Here is a 21,157-nt window from a genome sequence, read left to right on the forward strand (position 1 = left end):
TATCGGAAATGCGTTAGGGATAGTAGTGTAAAGCCCGGAATCTGATGATAATCGGATGAGGACTTGTAACGTATAGCCCGACCCGAAGGGAAACGCCCAAAGATGACGAAGTAACAATGACTTTAGCTATAACTGAGCTATACTATTTAGTCAAGATCAATCAAAATAAAGATTTAACTACTCCATGAAATATAAAACCGGAGTTAAACGATTAATGGCAAATTCTATCTGCTGGCCGGTAGATGGATCTGTCCTTTAAAGCAATATTATAAACACATGAAAAGAGAAGTTTTAAATATTTTAAAAGAAGCCAATAAAAACAACATAAAATTGGTAGTTAATAAAGGGGCGTTAACTGTTAAATCTACAGATCCAATAGATGCAGATTTACTTCAAAAAATTAAAGATAATAAGGAGTCAATTATTCAATATATAGAGAGGTATCAAGGAGAAAAAAAGGGGAATGCTTTAAAAATTAAACCTTACAATAGAGATGCTATCAACAAAATTCCTTTGTCCTTTAGTCAGGAACGTTTATGGTTTTTGGATCAGTTACAAGATAGCCAGGTTTACCATATACCTGTAGTTTTAAAACTACAAGGAGTATTGGACTTGGATATATTAGAAAGCTCTTTAAAAACGATTATTGCTCGCCATGAGATATTGCGAACTGTTATTTATTCTGAAGAAGGAATAGGTTACCAAAATGTAATTTTGGAAGATCATTGGACTTTAGAAAAAAATATGATAGATGGGGGAAAAAATATTGAAGAGGAAATAGCTTCTTTTATCGAACTCCCTTTTGATTTATCAAAGGATTACAAGTTTAGAGCTGTTGTGTATGATTTGGGTGAAAATCTTTATGTGTTCGTAGGGGTTTTTCATCATATCGCCAGTGATGGTTGGTCAGAAGGAGTATTCATCAATGAGTTTATAGAGTTGTATAGTGCACTACAAGAGAATAGAACCCCTGTATTGCCAGAATTATCATTACAATATGCAGATTATGCTGTATGGCAACGATCATCTATTGTAAATAAAACAATAGAGGAAGAACTTTCTTATTGGGAAGAGAAATTGAAAGATGTTACTCCTTTATCATTACCTACCGATTATCTACGACCATCAATTCAGAGTTATGAAGGAGCAAGCATAACTACTACATTAAATGTCGACTTATGTCGTTCTTTACAGGATTTTTGTCAGAAAGAACAAGTTACTTTATTCATGACTTTACTGTCAGGCTTAAAAGTAGTATTGTCTCGATATAGTGGTCAGGATGATATTTGTATAGGTACTCCTATTGCCAATCGTACCCAATCAGAGCTAGAAGATATGATTGGATTTTTTGTAAATACTTTGGCATTACGAAGCGATCTGACAGGCAACCCAAGTTTTGAAGAAGTTGTTTCCAGAGTTAAAGAAACAACATTGAATGCTTATGATCATCAATTGGTTTCTTTCGAACGTGTCGTTGATCGTGTTGTATCCACACGTGATATGAGTATGAGCCCATTGTTTCAGGTATTGTTTGTGTTACAAAACACTCCTGAACAAACAGATTTATCCTTAGAAGAGATTGCAATTTCTACATATGATTATCAAGAAACTACTGCTCAATACGATATTACATTTAATGTTATAGAACATGATTCTGACATTTCATTACAGGTAGAGTATTGTACAGCGTTATTTGATAGTGCTACAATAGAACGTTTGTTATGTCATTATGAGGAGTTATTACAAAAAGTAGTTAAAGACAGTAAAATACCGGTTAACTCCATATCATTGTTAGGGGTAGAAGAACGAGAAACATTACTTCATAGTTTTAATGATACCAAAGTAGCATACCCATCAGAACAAACATTAATAACTCTGTTTGAATCTCAGGTAGAGAAACATCCAGAAAGGGAAGCGGTGTTTTTTGAAGGGAAATCGTTGACGTATAGGGAGCTGGATGAACGTTCCAACCAATTAGCACGTTACCTTCTTAATCAAAAGATCGAACCAGAAGAATTAATAGGAATTTGCTTAGAGCGTTCGATAGAAATGATCGTTGGTATTTTAGGAATCTTAAAAGCAGGAGCAGCGTATGTACCGATTGATCCAAATTATCCATTGAGTCGTATCGAGTATATGCTTGATGATGCAGCTATTGATATGGTAATGACAACAAGTGATATTGTATCTGTTTTTGGTGAAAGAGAAAAATTAAACACAATTTTATTAGATGGGCATTGGAAGATTATAGAGCAGTTGGATGTGAGTGCAATACCCGAGCAGTCTAATCCTGAACATCTGGCATATGTTATTTATACGTCAGGAAGTACGGGCCTTCCTAAAGGAGTTATGATTGAACATCGTAGTATTGTTAATACCATTTGTTCACAAGTAGAAGCTTTTTCAATTACAAAGGAGGATAGATGCCTTCAATTTGCAAGTTCTTCTTTTGATGCTTCTGTCTGGGAAACTTTTATCTCATTGCTTGGAGGAGCTTCGTTATATATTGCGACCGAGGAAAGTAAGTCAGATGTAACTTCTTTTGGACAATTTATCAAAGAACATTCGATTACGGTTGCTACTTTGCCCCCTGCATTTTTACAGATACTACCTGTTGATGCTTTATCGAATGTACGTACCTTAATTACAGCAGGAGAGGCTATATCTGTAGATTTAGCTAAGGCATTTTCTGAAGGACGTACCTATATTAATGCATATGGTCCTACAGAGAGTAGTATATGTGCCACCACATTTTCAGGAATTATAGAAAATCGTGTGCCTATCGGAGTTCCTATTTCTAATACTGAGGTTTACATTTTAAATTCGGAGCTTGATTTATTACCTATAGGAGTTGTTGGTGAGTTATGTATTAGTGGTTCAGGTTTGGCTCGCGGGTATTTAAATCGTGAAGATTTAACAGAAGAGAAATTTATTGCTCATCCATTTAAATCGGGAGAGCGTTTATATAAGACAGGGGATTTGGCCCGCTGGTTATCTGATGGTACTATAGAGTTTATAGGCCGTAAGGATACCCAGGTGAAGATTCGTGGTTATCGTATTGAGCTTGGAGAGATAGAAAGTGTTTTATCAGATCTATCAATTGTTCAGAGTTGTTGTGTATTAGCTCAGGATGACGCTAATGGCAGTAAACGTTTAGTAGGTTATGTTGTTGTAGAAGGCACATTAGAAAAGGATGAGTTAGAGTGGGAGCTACACTTGAGGTTACCGGATTATATGGTTCCCCAGCTATGGGTTGAGTTAGATGAGATGCCTTTGACCAGCAATGGTAAGATAGACAGGAATGGGTTACCTTCATTAGATGTTTCGCAGTTGTCGTTACAGGAGTATGTTGCTCCCCGTACGGAGATTGAAACACAACTGTCGGTTATCTGGCAGGATTTGTTAGGAGTTGATAAGATTGGAGTATATGATAATTTCTTTGAGTTAGGCGGTCATTCGTTATTAGCGACACGTTTGGTTGCTATGATCCGCAAAGAATTATCTGTCGAAGTTGCTATTCGGGATATATTTTCACATTCTACGATTTCGGGCTTAGGGCATCATTTATCTGATGCTTCAGAAAACACAGTTTTACCTTCGATTATACCACAGGATAAGCCAGAACATATTCCATTATCCTTTAGCCAGGAACGATTGTGGTTTATAGATAAGTTAGAAGGTAGTATTGCCTATCATATTCCTGCAGTTTTACGATTAGAAGGGGAGTTAGATATAGCTATTTTAGAAGCTTCCCTAAGAAGTATTGTTTTTCGTCATGAAGTATTACGTACGGTATTTTATGAAGAGGATGGAGTAGGATACCAAAAAGTGATTGAATCTGATGATTGGGTATTGCATAGAGAGCTAGTAGCCGATATGACGAGTATAGATGATAAGATCGCTGCTTTTGTCGAGGATTCTTTTGATTTGTCAAAGGATTATATGTTTAGGGCTTGTGTATATGATTTGGGAGGTTCGACTTATGTATTGGCAGGAGTTTTTCATCATATTGCCAGTGACGGTTGGTCTCAGGGTATTTTGATACGAGAATTTCTTGAGACTTATAAAGCTATTAAAGCAGGAGGTTCGAGAACCTTACCAGAATTACCTTTACAATATACCGATTATTCGATTTGGCAACGAAAGTATATCGAAGGGGATATTTTAGAAGATCAATTATCGTATTGGGAGGATAAACTAGGAGGAGTTACTCCATTATCCTTACCAACAGATTATGCACGACCTTCGATACAGAGTTATGAAGGGAGTAGTGTTTCGCTTACGTTGGATGCTGATTTGAGTAGCATGCTATCAGAACTTTGTACAGAAGAGGGAACTACCTTGTATATGGTTTTGTTATCAGCATTCAAGGTATTATTATCCCGTTATAGTGGTCAGGAAGATATTTGTGTAGGTACTCCTATCGCTAATCGTACGCAATCTGAGTTAGAAGATATGATTGGTTTCTTTGTTAATACACTCGCACTTCGTAGTGATTTAGGAGGAAATCTGAGTTTTAAAGAAGTTTTACATAGTGTAAAAGAGACAGCATTAGCCGCTTATGATCATCAATTAGCTCCTTTTGAAGAAGTGGTTGATAGAGTCATAGATACCCGAGATATGAGTATGAGTCCTTTGTTTCAGGTGATGTTTACATTACAAAACACACCAGAAGTAAAAGATTCTGACTTGGATGATATAAGAACTTCTCCTTATAATCTTGAAGAAACCACTTCTCAGTTTGACCTGACCTTGACCGCAATAGAAGAGGCAGGAGGTATTTCTTTAAGTATAACGTATTGTACAGCTTTATTCACTCAGGGTAGTATGGAGCGTATGTTGGCTCATTATAAAGAGCTGTTGAGTAGCCTCGTTAAGGATGTTACTCTACCCATCCATTCGTTGTCCATGATGACAAATCAGGAGAGAGAAGAATTACTGTATGGGTTTAATGATACGATAGTAGCATATCCAGAAGATAAGAGCATCATTGATTTGTTTAAGCAGCAGGTTGAAAAAACTCCCGATGCTATTGCTATTGTTGATGAAGATGTTAAGATAACATACAAAGAACTAGACGAAAGATCTAATCAATTAGCGCATTACTTACTATCAGAAGGAGTGCAGGAAAAATCCCGATTAGGGCTTTTATATGAGAGAGGAATGGATATGGTGATAAGCATGATAGGTGTGTTAAAATCAGGTGCTACTTATGTTCCTCTCGACACTTCTCTACCACCGAATCGTTTGGATTTTATTTTGAAAGATGCTGAGATAAACTACATTATTCATAGTGATTCTTCTTTATTAACAGAATTATCCTCTGATGAATATACTTTTTTGAATGTCCAAAAATCTTTAGAACATTCTATTGATGTATATAACTCAAATAGAAGTATAGTATCTGATACCTATATAATGTATACCTCCGGAACAACCGGTACTCCAAAAGGTATAGTGATTAGTGACGAAAATGTAATAACGCTTATCAATGATAAAGAGAGTTCAATCGCTATCCATCCATCAGATCGGGTATTGCAATGGTCAAATTATGCTTTTGATGGTTCTACATACGAGATTTTTGGAAGCCTTTTAAATGGTGCATCATTGTATTTGATCCCAGGTTCTATAGCTTCTGATGTTGATGCTCTAACTCAGGTTATTAGTAAAAATCAATTAAGCGTAGTTTTTATAACTACAGCGTTGTTTAATTCTTTTGCAGATTATGACTTGTCAAGATTGTCGAGTTTAAGAATATTATTATTCGGAGGCGAAAAAGTTTCTGTTAGTCCAACAAGAAAAATAGCATCAGCTTTAGGGCAAGAAAGATTACTTCACGTATATGGTCCGACCGAAACTACTGTATATGCAACTTGTTACCCAATTTGTGATATTCCTGATAATGCAGGAACTATTCCTATTGGAGGCCCGCTTACTAATACGAGCCTTTACGTTTTAGATACCAATATAGAATTAGCCCCTATGGGTGTAGTTGGTGAGTTATGTATTGGAGGGGCAGGTTTAGCCAAAGGGTATTTGAACCGACACGAATTAACCGCAGAGAAATTTGTAGTTCACCCTTTTAAACCAGGAGAACGTTTATATAGAACGGGAGATTTAGCCCGATGGTTACCTGGCGGAAATATAGAATTTATTGGGCGTAAGGATAATCAGGTTAAAATTAGAGGATATCGTATAGAATTAGAAGAGATAGAAAGTGTACTGTCTTCTGTAGAAGGTATTCAGAGTTGTTGTGTATTAGCACAAGAAGATGCTAATGGCAGTAAACGTTTGGTAGGATATGTGGTTGTAGAAGGACAGTTGATTAAGGAAGAATTACAACAAAAATTACACTCTGGATTGCCAGAGTATATGGTTCCTCAATTATGGGTCGAATTAGAAGAAATACCTTTAACCAGCAATGGTAAGATTAATAAGAAAAAACTACCTGTTCCTGATCTATCTTTGTTATCCTCAAAAGAATATATTGCCCCTCGTAATGAGATGGAAGAGCAATTAGCTTTGATCTGGAAGGATTTACTAGGGATTGACAAGATTGGAGTGTATGATAATTTCTTTGAACTGGGAGGACATTCATTACTCGTAGTAAAACTCATCTCCCGATTAAAAGATCAGGAGCTTCAAGTAGGAGTTCGTGATATCTTTGCCAATCCAACAATTGGAACATTAGCATTGCGATTAGGAGTTGCTGCCCCAAGTTATGAGATTCCTGCCAATGGTATCACAACAGATTGCGAGAAGATTACTCCCGATATGGTCCCGTTACTTGATTTTAGACAGGAGGAGTTGGATATGGTTGTAGATCATATTGAAGAAGGCGTTGCTAATATCCAAGATATGTATCCGCTTTCTCCACTGCAAGAGGGAATGTATTTTCATCATTTGATGAGTGATCAGAGTAATGGAGATCCTTACATATTATTTAATTTGTTGTCTTTTGATAGCCTGGATAAACGTTCACAATTTATAGAAGCACTCCGCTATGTGATTACACGTCATGATGTACTTCGAACTTGTATTTTGAGCGAAGGGCTACCTCATGCTGTTCAGGTAGTTCTAAGAGAGGTTAAGCTTCAAGTATCAAAATTATCTTTTTCTTCATCGCAAAATGTAAAAGAAGAACTAGAATCAATAATTGATTCTGGGAAACATTGGATGGATTTATCAAAAGGGCCATTGTTACAGTTGCAAACTGCTGATGATACAAGTAGTGGTCGTTTCTTCTTACTATTTAAACAACATCATGTAATAATAGATCATGTTGGTTTGGAGAAGATAATAGAAGAGATTGAAATGTATTTGTCTGGAGACACGGTTAATTTTACCCAACCGGTTTTATATCGCGATTTTATAGCACATGTTTTACATCAACAAGCGACTAATGATAGCGAATCTTATTTCCGTTCACGTTTAGGAGATATCACAGAACCTACTTTTCCTTTTGGTTTGTCTGATACATTGGGAGATGGTAGCGATATACAGGAAGCAAGTAAGATGCTTTCTTCAGGTATATCTGCTCAAATTCGTTTACTATCTCGCAAATTAAAGATAAGCCCAGCCGTAATTTTTCATGCCGCTTGGGGTATTGTGATAGGTAGATGTAGTAATAAAGAGTATGCCGTTTTTGGAACTTTGTTTTCAGGACGACTACAGGGATCATTGGGAGCAGATCAGTCTTTAGGGTTGTTTATTAATACGCTCCCCGTGATACTACATTTAGATCATAGTGTATCAGAATATTTAGATCATGTAAAACAAGAGTTACAAGGTTTAATGCCTTACGAGCAAACACCATTATCTAATATTCAACATTGGAGTGGTGTTTCAAATGATACTCCGTTGTTCAGCGCATTGTTAAATTATCGTCATTCAGAACCCCAATCTATATCAGATAATGTGGGTATTGATTTAGGAATAACACTTCAGGTAGACAAAGAACGTACAAATTATCCATTTGATTTGAGTATTGACGATTACGGAGTTGATTTTGGTTTAACAGCCTGTATAGATGGGATTGAGCCGGATCGGGTTATTGCATACATGGAAACAGCTTTAATAAAGCTTCTTGAGGAGATTGAATGCCCAAATAACGTTGAGGTGAGTAGTTTGAGTATTTTGGCAGCCGAAGAACTACAGGTATTAAATAGTTTTAATGTTACAGATATTGGCAATCTTCAGGATAAAACTATTCTGGATATATTCGAAACACAAGCACAACAGACTCCTGATGCAGTGGCAGTTGTTTACCAAAACGAAAAGATTACCTATAGAGAATTAAATGAAAAATCAAATCAATTAGCACATTATATAAGTAATCAAAACATTTCTGAGAGTGCTTTAATCGGTGTTTGCGTGTCTCGCTCTATAGAAATGATTGTCGGTGTTTTAGGAGTTTTAAAATCAGGAAATGCCTATGTTCCAATTGACCCGGAATATCCTTTGACTCGAATTTCTTACATCATTGAAGACGCTAAGCTTGATCTTATAATAAGCACTACTTCAGACATAAAACAATTAGATGTTAATGAGGAAGTGAAGTGTATATTGTTTGACAGAGATCACGAATTAATTACCAAGGAGATCACTACAACACCCGGGATAAAATTGACTCCCGAACATATGGCATATGTGATTTATACGTCAGGAACAACAGGTAAACCAAAAGGAGTTGCTATAACTCATCTCGGTTTGTACAATGTATCATTGAGTTGGCAAAAAGAGTACGATTTGGATGAGAATACTCGTTTATTACAGATAGCCAGCTTTTCTTTTGATGTATTTACAGGAGATCTTTGTCGTAGTCTATTATTTGGAGGGCAGATGATTATTTGCCCTGGCGCTATTCGCTTTGATCTTCGAGAACTGTATAAATTAATGGCTAGCCATAAGATCAATATAATGGAGGTAACTCCTTCATTAGGAATACCATTAATGGATCATATCTATGATAATGAATTAGATTTTGAGTGGCTTAAACTCTTTATTTTAGGATCTGATGTTTGTACTTCTGTCAATTTTTGCCGACTAGAAAGTCGATTTGGAAAACAAGTAAGAATTATAAATAGTTATGGAGTTACAGAAGCTACCATTGATAGTTCTTATTATGAGGCCGAAGATCTAAATAGCCTGGATAGCTTGACTAATGTTCCTATTGGTAAACCTATGGGGAATACTCATTTTTACATTTTAGATGCTTTTAGAAATGTATTGCCTATAGGTGTTATAGGAGAACTATATATCGCGGGACCAGGTCTGGCAAAAGGATATTTACATAAAGAAGAACAGACAAAAGAGAAATTTGTTTCAAATCCATTTGTAGAAGATACTTTAATGTATCGTACAGGAGATTTAGCACGTTGGTTACCTGATGGAAATGTAGAATTTATTGGTAGAGGAGATACACAGGTAAAAATTCGAGGATATCGAATTGAGTTAGGAGAGATTGAAAATGTATTGGCATCTTATGAAGCCGTTATAAATTGTTGTGTTTTAGCTAAAACCGATACGCACGGAAATAATCGTCTTGTAAGCTATGTTGTTTTAAAAGAGAGTCTGGATAAACAGGCTGTAGAAGAGTATTTAAAAGAAAGCATACCAGAATATATGATTCCACGTATTTGGGTGGAGTTAGAGAAAATGCCTTTAACACCAAATGGCAAGATAGATAAGAAATCGTTACCCGATCCCGATAATTTGGAGTTATCAACCCAGGAATATACTGCTCCTGGTAATGAACTGGAAGAACAATTAGTTGATATTTGGCAAAAACTTTTAGGAATAGAACGAATAGGAGTGTATGATAATTTCTTTGAATTGGGGGGGCATTCTTTATTGGTAACAAGATTAGTTTCCATAATTCGTAAGGAATTGAATATCGAAGTTTCTATTCGAGATATTTTTGAGTATACCAACATACATGAATTGGCTCTTCATTTAAAACAACAATCAGTAGGTGTTTTATTACCCGAAATTGTGGTTCAACAACGTCCGGAACGTATTCCTTTATCATTTAGCCAGGAACGTTTATGGTTCTTAGATCAGTTAGAAGGTAGCGTTGCATATCATATTCCTATAGTACTACGATTATCAGGTAGTTTGGATATTGATATATTAGAAACCTGTTTTAGAACTATTGTATCTCGTCATGAGGTATTACGAACAATGATTCATTCTGAGGAAGGTATAGGTTACCAGGAGATTGTTGATTCTGATGCTTGGAAACTGGATCGGAATATGGATCAATCAGACGTTTCGTTAGAAGATTCTATAGCATCTTATTTAACCATCCCATTTGATTTGTCGAAGGACTATAAATTCAGGGCTTGTATTTATGATCTGGGATCAGATCGTTATGTTTTGGCCGGAGTTTTTCATCATATTGCCAGCGATGCATGGTCAGAGGATATATTGGTAGCAGAGTTTGCAGAGCTCTATAGTGCATATCAGGAGAACCGTACGGTAGCTTTACCAGAGTTATTATTACAATATTCGGATTATGCGATTTGGCAACGCAATTATATAGAAGGTGAAATATTAGAGAATCAGTTGTCTTATTGGGAAGAGAAGTTACAGGGGGTTACACCTTTAGGACTACCAACAGATTATGCTCGTCCATCAGTGCAGAGTACAGAAGGAGCGACCTTTAACTTTGAGTTAGACAAAAAGTTAAGTGATTCAGTTACCGAATTATGCCAAGAAGAAGGGGTTACCTTATTTATGGTGATGCTATCCGCTTTTAAAGTTTTATTATATAAATATAGTGGCCAGTCTGATATTTGTGTGGGAACTCCCATAGCTAATAGAACTCAATCAGAGCTAGAAAATATGATTGGGTTTTTTGTTAATACATTGGCATTGCGAAGCAATTTAAAAGATACTGCTGGTTTTAATGAATTGCTACAAGAAGTAAAGAGTACAACGCTAGAGGGATATGACCATCAATTGGCTCCTTTTGAAAAAGTAGTAGATCGGGTAGTCAAAACTAGGGATATGAGCATGAATCCACTGTTTCAGGTGCTGTTTACACTGCAAAATATATCTGCAGAAACAGATTTAGTAATGCATGGTGTAACTATGTCGCCTTTTGAATATGAAGGAAACACTTCACAATTTGATTTAACCATTAACATAACAGAAGAAGTTACTGGTATTTCATTTAATGTAGAATATTGTACAGCTTTATTCAAGAAAGAGACTGTAGAGCGTATGTTGATGCACTATCAAGAACTATTACATAACATTGTAGCCAATCCATCAGAGAAAATCGGAAGCCTTTCTATGTTGAGAAAAGAAGAAAAATCTCAATTGGTAGATGCATTCAACGCTACAGATGTTTCTTATGATCAAAATAAAACCATCGTAAGTCTATTCGAAGAACAAGCCAATAAAACTCCGGATGCTGTTGCTTTAATCTTTAAAGATAAGCAGCTAACATATAAAGAGCTTAATGAACAATCCAACCGCTTGGCATATCATTTAAGGGATACGTATAGTCTGAAAGCAGATGATATCGTCGGTATTTTATTAGATCGATCTGATTGGGCTGTGATTTCAATTTTAGGGATACTAAAAGCTGGTGCAGCCTATGTTCCTATTGACACCAGTTACCCAACATCTCGAAAATCATATATTGTGGAGGATAGCACTCCTAAGGTTTTGATTACAGACTCCGAACATCTTTTTGATAGTATAGAGTTTAATGTAAGTATATTTTCGATAGATGTAGAATTAGAAGAACTACTTGGTGACGCAGAATTATTGACCAATCCTTCTTTTATATCTTCTCCAAAAGATCTGGCATATATTATTTATACTTCAGGAAGTACAGGTAAGCCTAAAGGAGTAATGATAGAACATCGCAATATAACTAACTACGTGTTATATGGTTTATCGGCATATCAATTAGAAACAGGAAGTCATAATTTCCCATTATTTACTTCCCTGGCTTTTGATTTAACACAAACCAGTATCTTTCTCAGTTTACTAACTGGTGGTACCCTGTTTGTTTATGAAAAAGAAGCAATAGAATCTTTACCCTTAATTTTGAAGACCAAAGAAATTACCTCTATTAAATTAACGCCATCTCATTTATCATTTTTAGAGGATACAGAGCATGCTCATTTGAAACGTATTATTATAGGTGGAGAAGCCTTAAAAGGATCGCATATTGATTTGTTAGGACCACTGGATAATTCGGTTAAGGTGTTTAACGAATATGGCCCAACCGAAGCTACAGTTGGTTGTTCTGTTATAGAAGTTAGCACATATGATACTTCTTTATCATCTGTACCCATTGGAAAACCTATAGACAACACGCAAATCTATATACTAGATGACCAACAACAACTGTTACCTGTTGGAGTAATGGGAGAATTGTGTGTTGGAGGGAATGGACTGGCAAGAGGATATCTGAATAAGGAAGAACTAACACAAGAGAAATTTATATCCAATCCATTTGTAGAAGGAGAACGTTTGTATAGAACCGGAGACTTAGCAAAGTGGTTACCCGATGGAAATATTGAGTTTATTGGTCGAAAAGATGATCAGATTAAGATTAGAGGATATCGTATCGAATTAGGAGAGATAGAAAATGTTTTGAGCCAGGAAATAGATATTCTCGAATGTTGTGTGTTATCAAAACCAGATGCTGAAGGAAATCACCGTTTGATCGGATATGTAATTAGCGAAAATGATTTTGATAAAGATAGATTACAATCCTCATTGCTACAGAAACTACCTGGTTATATGGTACCAGGTCTTTGGGTTGTTCTTGAAACGATGCCTCTAACAAGTAATGGTAAGATAGATAAAAAAGCATTACCTGATCCTGAACTGATCGATATTGCCGCAGCTAATTATATCGAACCTCAAGAAGAAATGGAAATCCAGTTAGCTGCAATCTGGAAAGAGCTATTAGAGGTAGAACGAGTAGGGATTCAGGATGACTTTTTCTCTTTAGGAGGACATTCCTTGCTGGCTACTCGTTTGGTATCAATGATTCGAAAAAAATTGAATATTGAAATAGCAATTATCGATGTTTTTGAATATCCGATATTATCAGATTTATCAAAGTATGTAGATTCTCAATCCCGAGGTAGAAGTATACTGCCAGAAATTGTTGCTAGAGAAAATAATGCAAAGATCCCATTATCATTTAGTCAGGAACGTCTGTGGTTTTTAGATCAATTGCAAGGAAGTGTAGAATATCATATTCCGTTTACCCTTCGTTTTACAGGAGATCTGAATACTTCAATATTAGAAAATGCTATTCAAGAAGTAATTTCTCGTCATGAAGTTTTACGCTCTGTTATTGAAGCTGAAGAAGGAATAGGGTATCAAAAAATAAGGCCTGCTACCGATTGGTCTATGGATTTGGTTCAGGTAGAAAATGAGGAGATGATTCTTGAAAAACTAGAATCATTTATCGATACTCCATTCGATATGGCAGTCGATTATATGTTTAGAGCCTGCTTATATCAATTAGATGAAAATGATTATGTATTCTGCGGAGTTCTTCATCATATAGCAAGCGATGGATGGTCTCAGGGTATTTTGATAAATGAGTTTACTCATATATATAGTGCATTACAAAAAGGTCAATCATTTATTTTACCAGAGTTACCAATACAATATGCAGACTATGCGATATGGCAACGAGAATACATAGAAGGTGAAATCTTAGAGCAACAGTTGTCGTTTTGGGAAACCAGGCTTCAGGGAGTTCCTCCTTTATTATTGCCTACCGATTATGATCGTCCTTCAGTTCAAAGTGTTGAAGGAGCATCTGTTAACTTCGAATTAGATGCAAAAACAACTGAAACCATAAAAGAATTTTGTAATGAAGAAGGAGTAACCCTGTTTATGTTCTTATTATCGGTCTTCAAGGTATTGCTTTATAAATATAGTGGTCAGGATGATATCTGTATAGGAACACCTATTGCAAACCGAACACAAGCAGAATTAGAAGGGTTGATAGGTTTCTTTATCAATACATTAGTGCTCAGAAGTGATCTAAGTGATAATCCAGAGTTTAGAGAGCTATTACAGCAAATAAAATCAACAACACTCGAAGGGTATGACAATCAATTAGTGCCTTTCGAAAGAGTTGTAGATCGCGTTGTAAAAACCAGGGATATGAGTATACCTCCTCTATTTCAGGTAAAATTTATGTTAGAGAATACTCCCGAATCAGAAGATTTACATCTCGAAAATTTGGAAATCAACTCATATGAGTATGATGCTGAGTTTTCTCCATTGGATATATCTTTAAATGCAGTGGAGTCAGGAGACGGTCTATACTTTAATTTTGAGTATAGTATTGCGTTGTTTGCCAAAGAAACGGTACAAAGAATGGCATTGCATTACAAGGAGTTAATACAGCATATACTGGTATCTCCGTCATCTAATATAGGAAGCTTAACTATGCTATCAAATGAAGAGTCTTCAATACTGTTAGATGTATTTAGTAGGTCTAATACCACTTCAGTTTCTTATGGAGAGGATAGTACATTAGTCTCGTTATTCGAAAAACAAGCCGCCGAAACACCAGAGGCAATTGCAGTAGTTTTTGAAGATAGAAAGTTGACATATAAAACCTTAAATGAAAAATCAAATCGTTTGGCACGCCACCTAAGAGAGAACTACGAGTTAAATTCTGGTGATTTGGTAGGAATACAATTAAACCGTTCTGACTGGTCTGTTATTTCAATGCTGGGTGCTATGAAAGCGGGAGCTGCCTACGTTCCGATTGATGTAGAATATCCTGCTTCGCGAAAAGCGTTCATTATTAAAGATACACAGCTAAAAGTGTTAATCATAACTTCAGAAAAATTATTTGATAGCATAGAACTTAATGTGCCGGTTTTTTCAATTGATATAGAGCTAGATGATTTATCTCAAGAAAAGGCATATCTACAAAACCCTGATTATTCTGTAACACCTGGTGATTTAGCGTATTTGATTTATACTTCGGGGAGCACCGGGCAACCAAAAGGAGTGATGATTGAACATCGGGGTATTGTCAATACCATATGTTCTCAGGTCGATGCATTTTCGATTACTGCAAATGACCGCTGCCTTCAGTTTGCAAATCCGTTTTTTGATGCTTCTGTATGGGAAATTTACATTACTCTTCTGGGAGGTGCTAGTTTACATATACCATCAGAAGAAGAAAAAGCAGATACAGTTTCTTTTGCAAAATTTATGAAAAAGCATGAGGTAACATTTGCCACATTGCCACCTGCTTTTTTACAATTATTAGAAAGCGATAGCCTTCCGACCATAAAAACCTTGGTAACAGCAGGAGAAACTATACCATTAGAAGTTGCCAGAGCCTTTTCTGATTCCTGCAAATATATAAACGCTTATGGTCCAACCGAAACCAGTATTTGTGCAACAACTTTTGAAGGAGATATTACAGGAGGTAGCGTTCCTATAGGAAAGCCGATCACGAATGCTAATGTTTACATTTTAGACGCAGATATGAATTTGATGCCTGTTGGTGTTCCTGGTGAATTATGTGTAGGAGGACCAGGATTGGCCAGAGGATATCTTAATCGTGAAGAATTAACAAATGAAAAGTTTGTGGATAATCCTTTTGCAGAAGGGGAACGATTGTATAAAACCGGGGATTTAGCTCGATGGTTAGCAGATGGTAATATTGAGTTTATGGGAAGAAAAGATGATCAGGTAAAAATTAGAGGATATCGTATAGAATTAAGTGAGATCGAAAGAGTACTTCTAGAAAAAGAAGAGATCCAGCATTGTTGCGTAGTAGTAAGAGGTAGTACAATCGATACCAGGAGTTTAATAGGCTATGTCGTTGCACAAGAAAACTATGATACTAGAGATATCAATGATTATTTGAAAGAAAGACTTCCAGAATATATGATACCGGGGGTATGGGTTTCTATGGATGTATTGCCGATGAACAGAAATGGTAAAATCGATAAAAAAGCTTTACCAAGTCCAGAAGTTTCTGATATATCTAAAGCAGAATATGTGGCACCACGAAACGATACAGAAGTGAAATTAGTTGCTCTATGGGAAGAGTTATTAAGTATAGAAAGAATTAGTGTACATGATGATTTCTTTGCTTTAGGAGGCCATTCTATCCTGGCAATACAATTAATATCTCGCATTAATTTGTTATTAAATACATCGCTTAGCGTTTCTGTTATATTCGAGAATCCTACCATTTCAAAATTCGTTCAGAAGATGTCTTCTACAGACTTTTTTACGTATAAGGTCATGGTAACCTTACAAGGAAATGGAAGTAAAAAACCAATATTTTTTGCCCCTCCGGCTGCAGGTACTGTAGGTTCTTATTTACAATTATCCAAAGCACTAGGAGATGATCAACCAGTGTATGCGTTTCAATGCCCGGGATTAGACGGAAAATCAAAAACATCTGAATCTGTAGAAACCATGGCAGAAACGTTTATTACAGCAATGCAAGAAGTAGATCCTTCTGGCCCATATCGATTAGGTGGGTATTCTTTTGGAGGAGCCGTAGCACTCGAAATGGCATTACAATTAAGAAATAAAGGATTTGAGGTTGAAGAATTATTGATGATTGATGCTAAAATTCATGAAGTAAGTGATGAGATATATGAACAAATAGATGAAGCACAAAGATTCCGCGAATTACTTTACGAAGAAGTAGATGAGTTAAGAGAGATCTTCGATTCTGAGTTAACCAGATCAAAATTAGCACTCGAAGGTAAATCTATACCCGAGCAGATCAATGTAATTTGTGAACTGGCCAGTGGCTCAGAATTTTCTGTAAGCGATGATGATATTAAAGGGCAATTAGAAGTTCTTTACAGTAATTCGACCTATAGATATATACCGAATCTCGATCAAAAACTGGATACTCAAATCACATTATTTAGAGCAATGTATGTTCCAAAAATATTGGAAAATTCAGAAATGGAAATGATAAATAATGATGCAACAGAATTTGATTATGGATTACAGCAATATACCAGTAAGAAGGTCGTAATACATGCTATACCAGCTGTACATACTACCATACTAGAAGAAACGCATGCAAAAGAAATTTCAGAGTTTCTTAAAGTCGATAACATGATAGAAGTAGCTGATCAAATGATATAATTTTTAACCTTCCATATCCAGCAAAACTTACCAATAGTAGTAGATAACTAATGAAGAAATACTTTTTATACGTAGGCCTGATAATGATTTCATTATTAGGTACCGATTTAACCGATTTTGCCTTAAGTATTTGGGTGTTAAAACAACCAGAAGGAACAATTACTTCATATACTATGATATGGTTTTTTGAAGCGGCTCCTGCTGTTCTTTTAGCACCATTTATTGGCAGTTTTGTAGATAGATGGAGTAAAAAGAAAATAATCATTTATGGGCAGATCATAACAGGTATAGGTAGTAGTATACTGATGTCACTTTTTTATTTCGAACATTTACAACCCTGGCATATTATGATCGTATCAGGAATAGGTTCTATAGCCAGTATGTTTGTTTTTAGTGCTTTTTATGTCGCTACAACGGCATTAGTATCAAAAGATAAACTGATAAAGGCGCAGGGAGTATCAACTGCAATTTATGCTGCTATAAGTATTGGTGTTCCTGTGGTTTCTCCGGTATTATTCAAAATGATCGGTATGGAACGCATATTTATGATTGATATTATCACTTTTTTGATCTCGATCCTTGCTTTTTTGATGATACGATTTGTTGTTGTTGCGAAAACAGAAGAAGAATTCAATTTTAGAAATGATTGGAAATTAGTGAAAGAATTTCTAAAAGAGCGAAAAGGATTAAGATCACTATTAGGTTTTTTCTTTATAATCGGTTTTTTAATTGGACTGATCAAAGTACTATTTACACCTCTGATATTGGATTTTTCAAATGAGTACTATTTGGGCTTGGTATTATCTGTAGTAGGAATTGGTACTGTGATAGGAGGAGGAATAATGAGCATGAGTAAAAAGATCGAACATCCTATTAAAACTATCTTTAATGTTAATATCCTGTTAGGTGTCATTCTTGGTTGCTTATGGATTAATGTTAACCTTTATGTTTTGGCTATTGGAGGAATGTTGGCTGTTCTTTTGTTTACCATTTCCGATATTATGAATAATGCTTTTTTTCAAGCTGTCGTTCCAACAAAAATGTTAGGAAGATTATCAGGTTTTGTTGGATTAGTCATTGGGGCTTCAGAGCCATTGTCTTATATGCTATCGGGGGCTTTTGTAGATTATCTAAGTAATGTTGTTTCTGATGTTTCTTACGAATTTTCAAATCACTTCCCAGGAACCACTATTACAATTGCCATCATCCTCATCTTTACAATATCTGGAGTAATGCTAATGATTGTTTCCTATTTGTTTCAAAGAAATAAGGGGATAAAAAACCTGGATGCTTTATACCAGGAAAAACTTAAGAAAGAATCAAAAGATCAATCAGAACATAATAAAAATACAGCACATATCAATTCTCCTAGTATGAAATGATGCTTTATCATAAACTTTTAAAATCAGTAATAATTCAATGAACGAATTTCAAGTAATACAGGAAAAACAAATTCTTGAACATATACCTATTCGAAATGGTATAACCAGGAAAGAATTTTACAAGGATTTTGTAAACAAAGGACAACCAGTAGTTATTAGAGGAATGACTACAGGTTGGAATGCTTTAGAGTGGGATGTAGATTATTTCAAAGCTAAAGAAACCGGAGTTAAAATTCCTATTAAAGTAGGTAAAGTGAGCGAAGGTAGACGAGAAATGATGCTGATTAGTCAATATGTCGAACTGTTGGATACATACGAAAAAAACGTAAAACTTGGGTTAGATGCTGACCCGGTGGGATACTTACATGATATTCCCTTTTTTTATATGTTTCCAGAGTATTTGGCAGATATATTACCTTTTCCAAAAGAATTGTTGCCCGAGTGGTATTGGCCAAAATGGCAAAACTATATTCAATTCTTCATGGGAGCGACAGGAAGCCTTACCCCATTACATTTTGATACGCTTTTAACTCATAATTTGTTTTTTCAGGTTGTAGGTAGAAAGCAATTCATCTTGATTGATGGGGCCCAAAAAGACCAGTGTTACATAAAAGGATGGAGATGGTCCAAATTTGATCCCAAAAATCCGGATTATGAAAAGTTTCCTAAAGCCAAAGATCTAAATATAAAAGAAGCGATTTTAGAACCTGGGGATATTTTGTATATGCCTTCAGGAATGTTGCATCAAGTCCATGGGTTAAGTCAATCAATTTCTTTCAATATAGATTGGCATACCTCTAGAAGTGCTAAAAAAGGAGTGGGAACTTTATGGAAAGGAGCTCCTCTTAAAAATGTATACTATAATGCATTGGTGTATGCAGGATTACAACTCAAAGTTCCCGAAAAAAGCATATTTCCATTATATAAGTCATACCTAAATTATATCAGTTAATATTTAATATAAAAGAAATGAGTACAAAAGTATATCTTAAACCTAATGTTGTTATTGAACCCTTATTTGATAATTGGTATGCCTGGAGTCATTTGATTTCTCCTGCTACAGGAGCAATGAATGTAGTAGGGCGACATTTAAAAATAATGAGCTCTTATATACAGGCCCCTGCTGCACATGCAGCAGCAGTTAAAAACCCAAAGATGCTGGGAGGACCTTTTATTGATTATGGAGGAAAGCGTGTTGATGAAATAAAAAACCTTAAAGAAGAAACTTTACAAAAACAAAAAGATTTGATTGCATTTAATGATGCCGTTAAAGAATTAGATGCATTGTTAAAAAGTAAAGCCAAAGGTTTTTCGTTAGAGCCACTATATGATGAGGTGCCAGAAATATTACAAGGATATGTCGAGTTAATTTATGATTTGAATAACCAACCTTCTTTTAGGTTTTTTGAATCTCTGTTATATAAGAGTAAATTTTATAATCCGGATTCACAAAGTATTTTACTGTGGATCACAGAGAATGATGAACGCCCTTTCGTATTAAGTACACCTCGATTACCCGATAGTAATCAAGTGCATTTGGATATTCCTTTTGATCATAAAGGCTTGGATAAACTAAGCAGAATGAAACGAATACCAGGTTCTGTAAGTGAAGTAAAAGAACTATTGGGGATATCAAAAGAACAGGAAGAAGTATTTGATACTTTTTTTACAACAGAACCTCCTAAAGAATACAATCAATATACCGGTGATAAGGTGCGTATGCGTTATTTTGGTCATGCAAGTATACTTGTTGAGACAAAAGATATTTCTATTATGTTGGATCCTGTAATAAGCTATTATGGGTATCATCAAGATGTTTCGCGCTTTTCTGATATGGATCTACCCGAAGTAATTGATTATGTTTTGATTACTCATAATCATCAGGATCATATATTATTTGAAACCTTGATCCCGTTGCGTCATAAAATCAAAAATATTGTAGTTCCCAGATCTTCAAATGGTAGTTTACAAGATCCAAGCTTAAAACTAATGTTACAAGCCATTGGTTTTGAAAATGTCATTGAAATTGACGAAATGGAAGCTATTAACTTTAGTGACTGTACTATCACAGGAGTACCTTTTATTGGGGAACACTCAGATTTAAATATACAATGTAAAATATGTCATCATGTGGCTGTAGGAGATTTTAAAATGCTTTTTGTTGCAGACTCTTGTAATGTAGCAGCAAAGTTATATGAACATGTACAGGCAGAGCTAGGAGATGTTGATGTGTTATTTTTAGGAATGGAGTGTGACGGAGCGCCTTTGTCCTGGCTATATGGGCCATTGTTAACAGAAACGATAGATAGGGATAAGGATTTTTCTAGAAGATTGGCCGGATCAAATTTTGAAAGAGGAAAAGCACTTGTTGAAGCATTTAGCCCAAAAGAAGTATATGTATATGCTATGGGGCAGGAACCATGGCTGGAATTCATAAGTAGTATCAAATACACAGATGAGTCTAACCCTATTATTCAATCTGATAAATTAGTTAAGTATTGTATGGATGGAAATATAATATCCGAGCGATTATTTGGCGAAAAGGAAATTTTGTACAACAAGACACAGGAATCTAAAAAGGTTTTAGAATCTGTATAAAAGAAGGTACAATAACTGTAAAAAAAAAAAAAGCCTTTGCT

General features: G+C 35.5%; 4 protein-coding genes. All 4 read left to right on the top strand.

Annotated features, from left to right (window positions below; all coding sequences use genetic code 11):
• Positions 1–276 precede the first annotated feature (276 nt).
• The 4 genes from ATO12_RS07600 to ATO12_RS07615 all read left to right on the top strand — a co-directional run bounded on the left by ATO12_RS07600 (position 277) and on the right by ATO12_RS07615 (position 21,116).
• Positions 277–17,136: a non-ribosomal peptide synthetase gene (locus tag ATO12_RS07600; RefSeq protein ID WP_034240915.1), complete on the top strand. Its 16,860-nt coding sequence runs from the start codon at positions 277–279 to the stop codon at positions 17,134–17,136.
• 83 nt (positions 17,137–17,219) lie between these two features.
• On the top strand, positions 17,220–18,518 hold the full coding sequence (locus tag ATO12_RS07605) for an MFS transporter (RefSeq protein WP_034240916.1): 1,299 nt from the start codon (positions 17,220–17,222) through the stop codon (positions 18,516–18,518).
• 37 nt (positions 18,519–18,555) lie between these two features.
• The gene (locus tag ATO12_RS07610) at positions 18,556–19,470 is read left to right on the top strand and encodes a cupin-like domain-containing protein (RefSeq protein ID WP_051575674.1); all 915 of its coding nucleotides are present in this window, start codon (positions 18,556–18,558) and stop codon (positions 19,468–19,470) included.
• 17 nt (positions 19,471–19,487) lie between these two features.
• Positions 19,488–21,116 (top strand): MBL fold metallo-hydrolase, encoded by a 1,629-nt coding sequence (locus tag ATO12_RS07615; protein WP_034240918.1) that lies wholly within the window; start codon positions 19,488–19,490, stop codon positions 21,114–21,116.
• Positions 21,117–21,157: the final 41 nt, after the last annotated feature.

This window comes from Aquimarina atlantica, assembly GCF_000626715.1.
In the GTDB taxonomy this organism is placed as follows: Bacteria; Bacteroidota; Bacteroidia; order Flavobacteriales; family Flavobacteriaceae; genus Aquimarina; species Aquimarina atlantica.

Bases quoted from the DNA above. Each gene is read 5' to 3' on its own strand.
- ATO12_RS07600 (WP_034240915.1), top strand. From the start codon at position 277: ATGAAAAGAGAAGTTTTAAATATTTTAAAAGAAGCCAATAAAAACAAC.
- ATO12_RS07605 (WP_034240916.1), top strand. From the start codon at position 17,220: ATGATTTCATTATTAGGTACCGATTTAACCGATTTTGCCTTAAGTATT.
- ATO12_RS07610 (WP_051575674.1), top strand. From the start codon at position 18,556: ATGAACGAATTTCAAGTAATACAGGAAAAACAAATTCTTGAACATATA.
- ATO12_RS07615 (WP_034240918.1), top strand. From the start codon at position 19,488: ATGAGTACAAAAGTATATCTTAAACCTAATGTTGTTATTGAACCCTTA.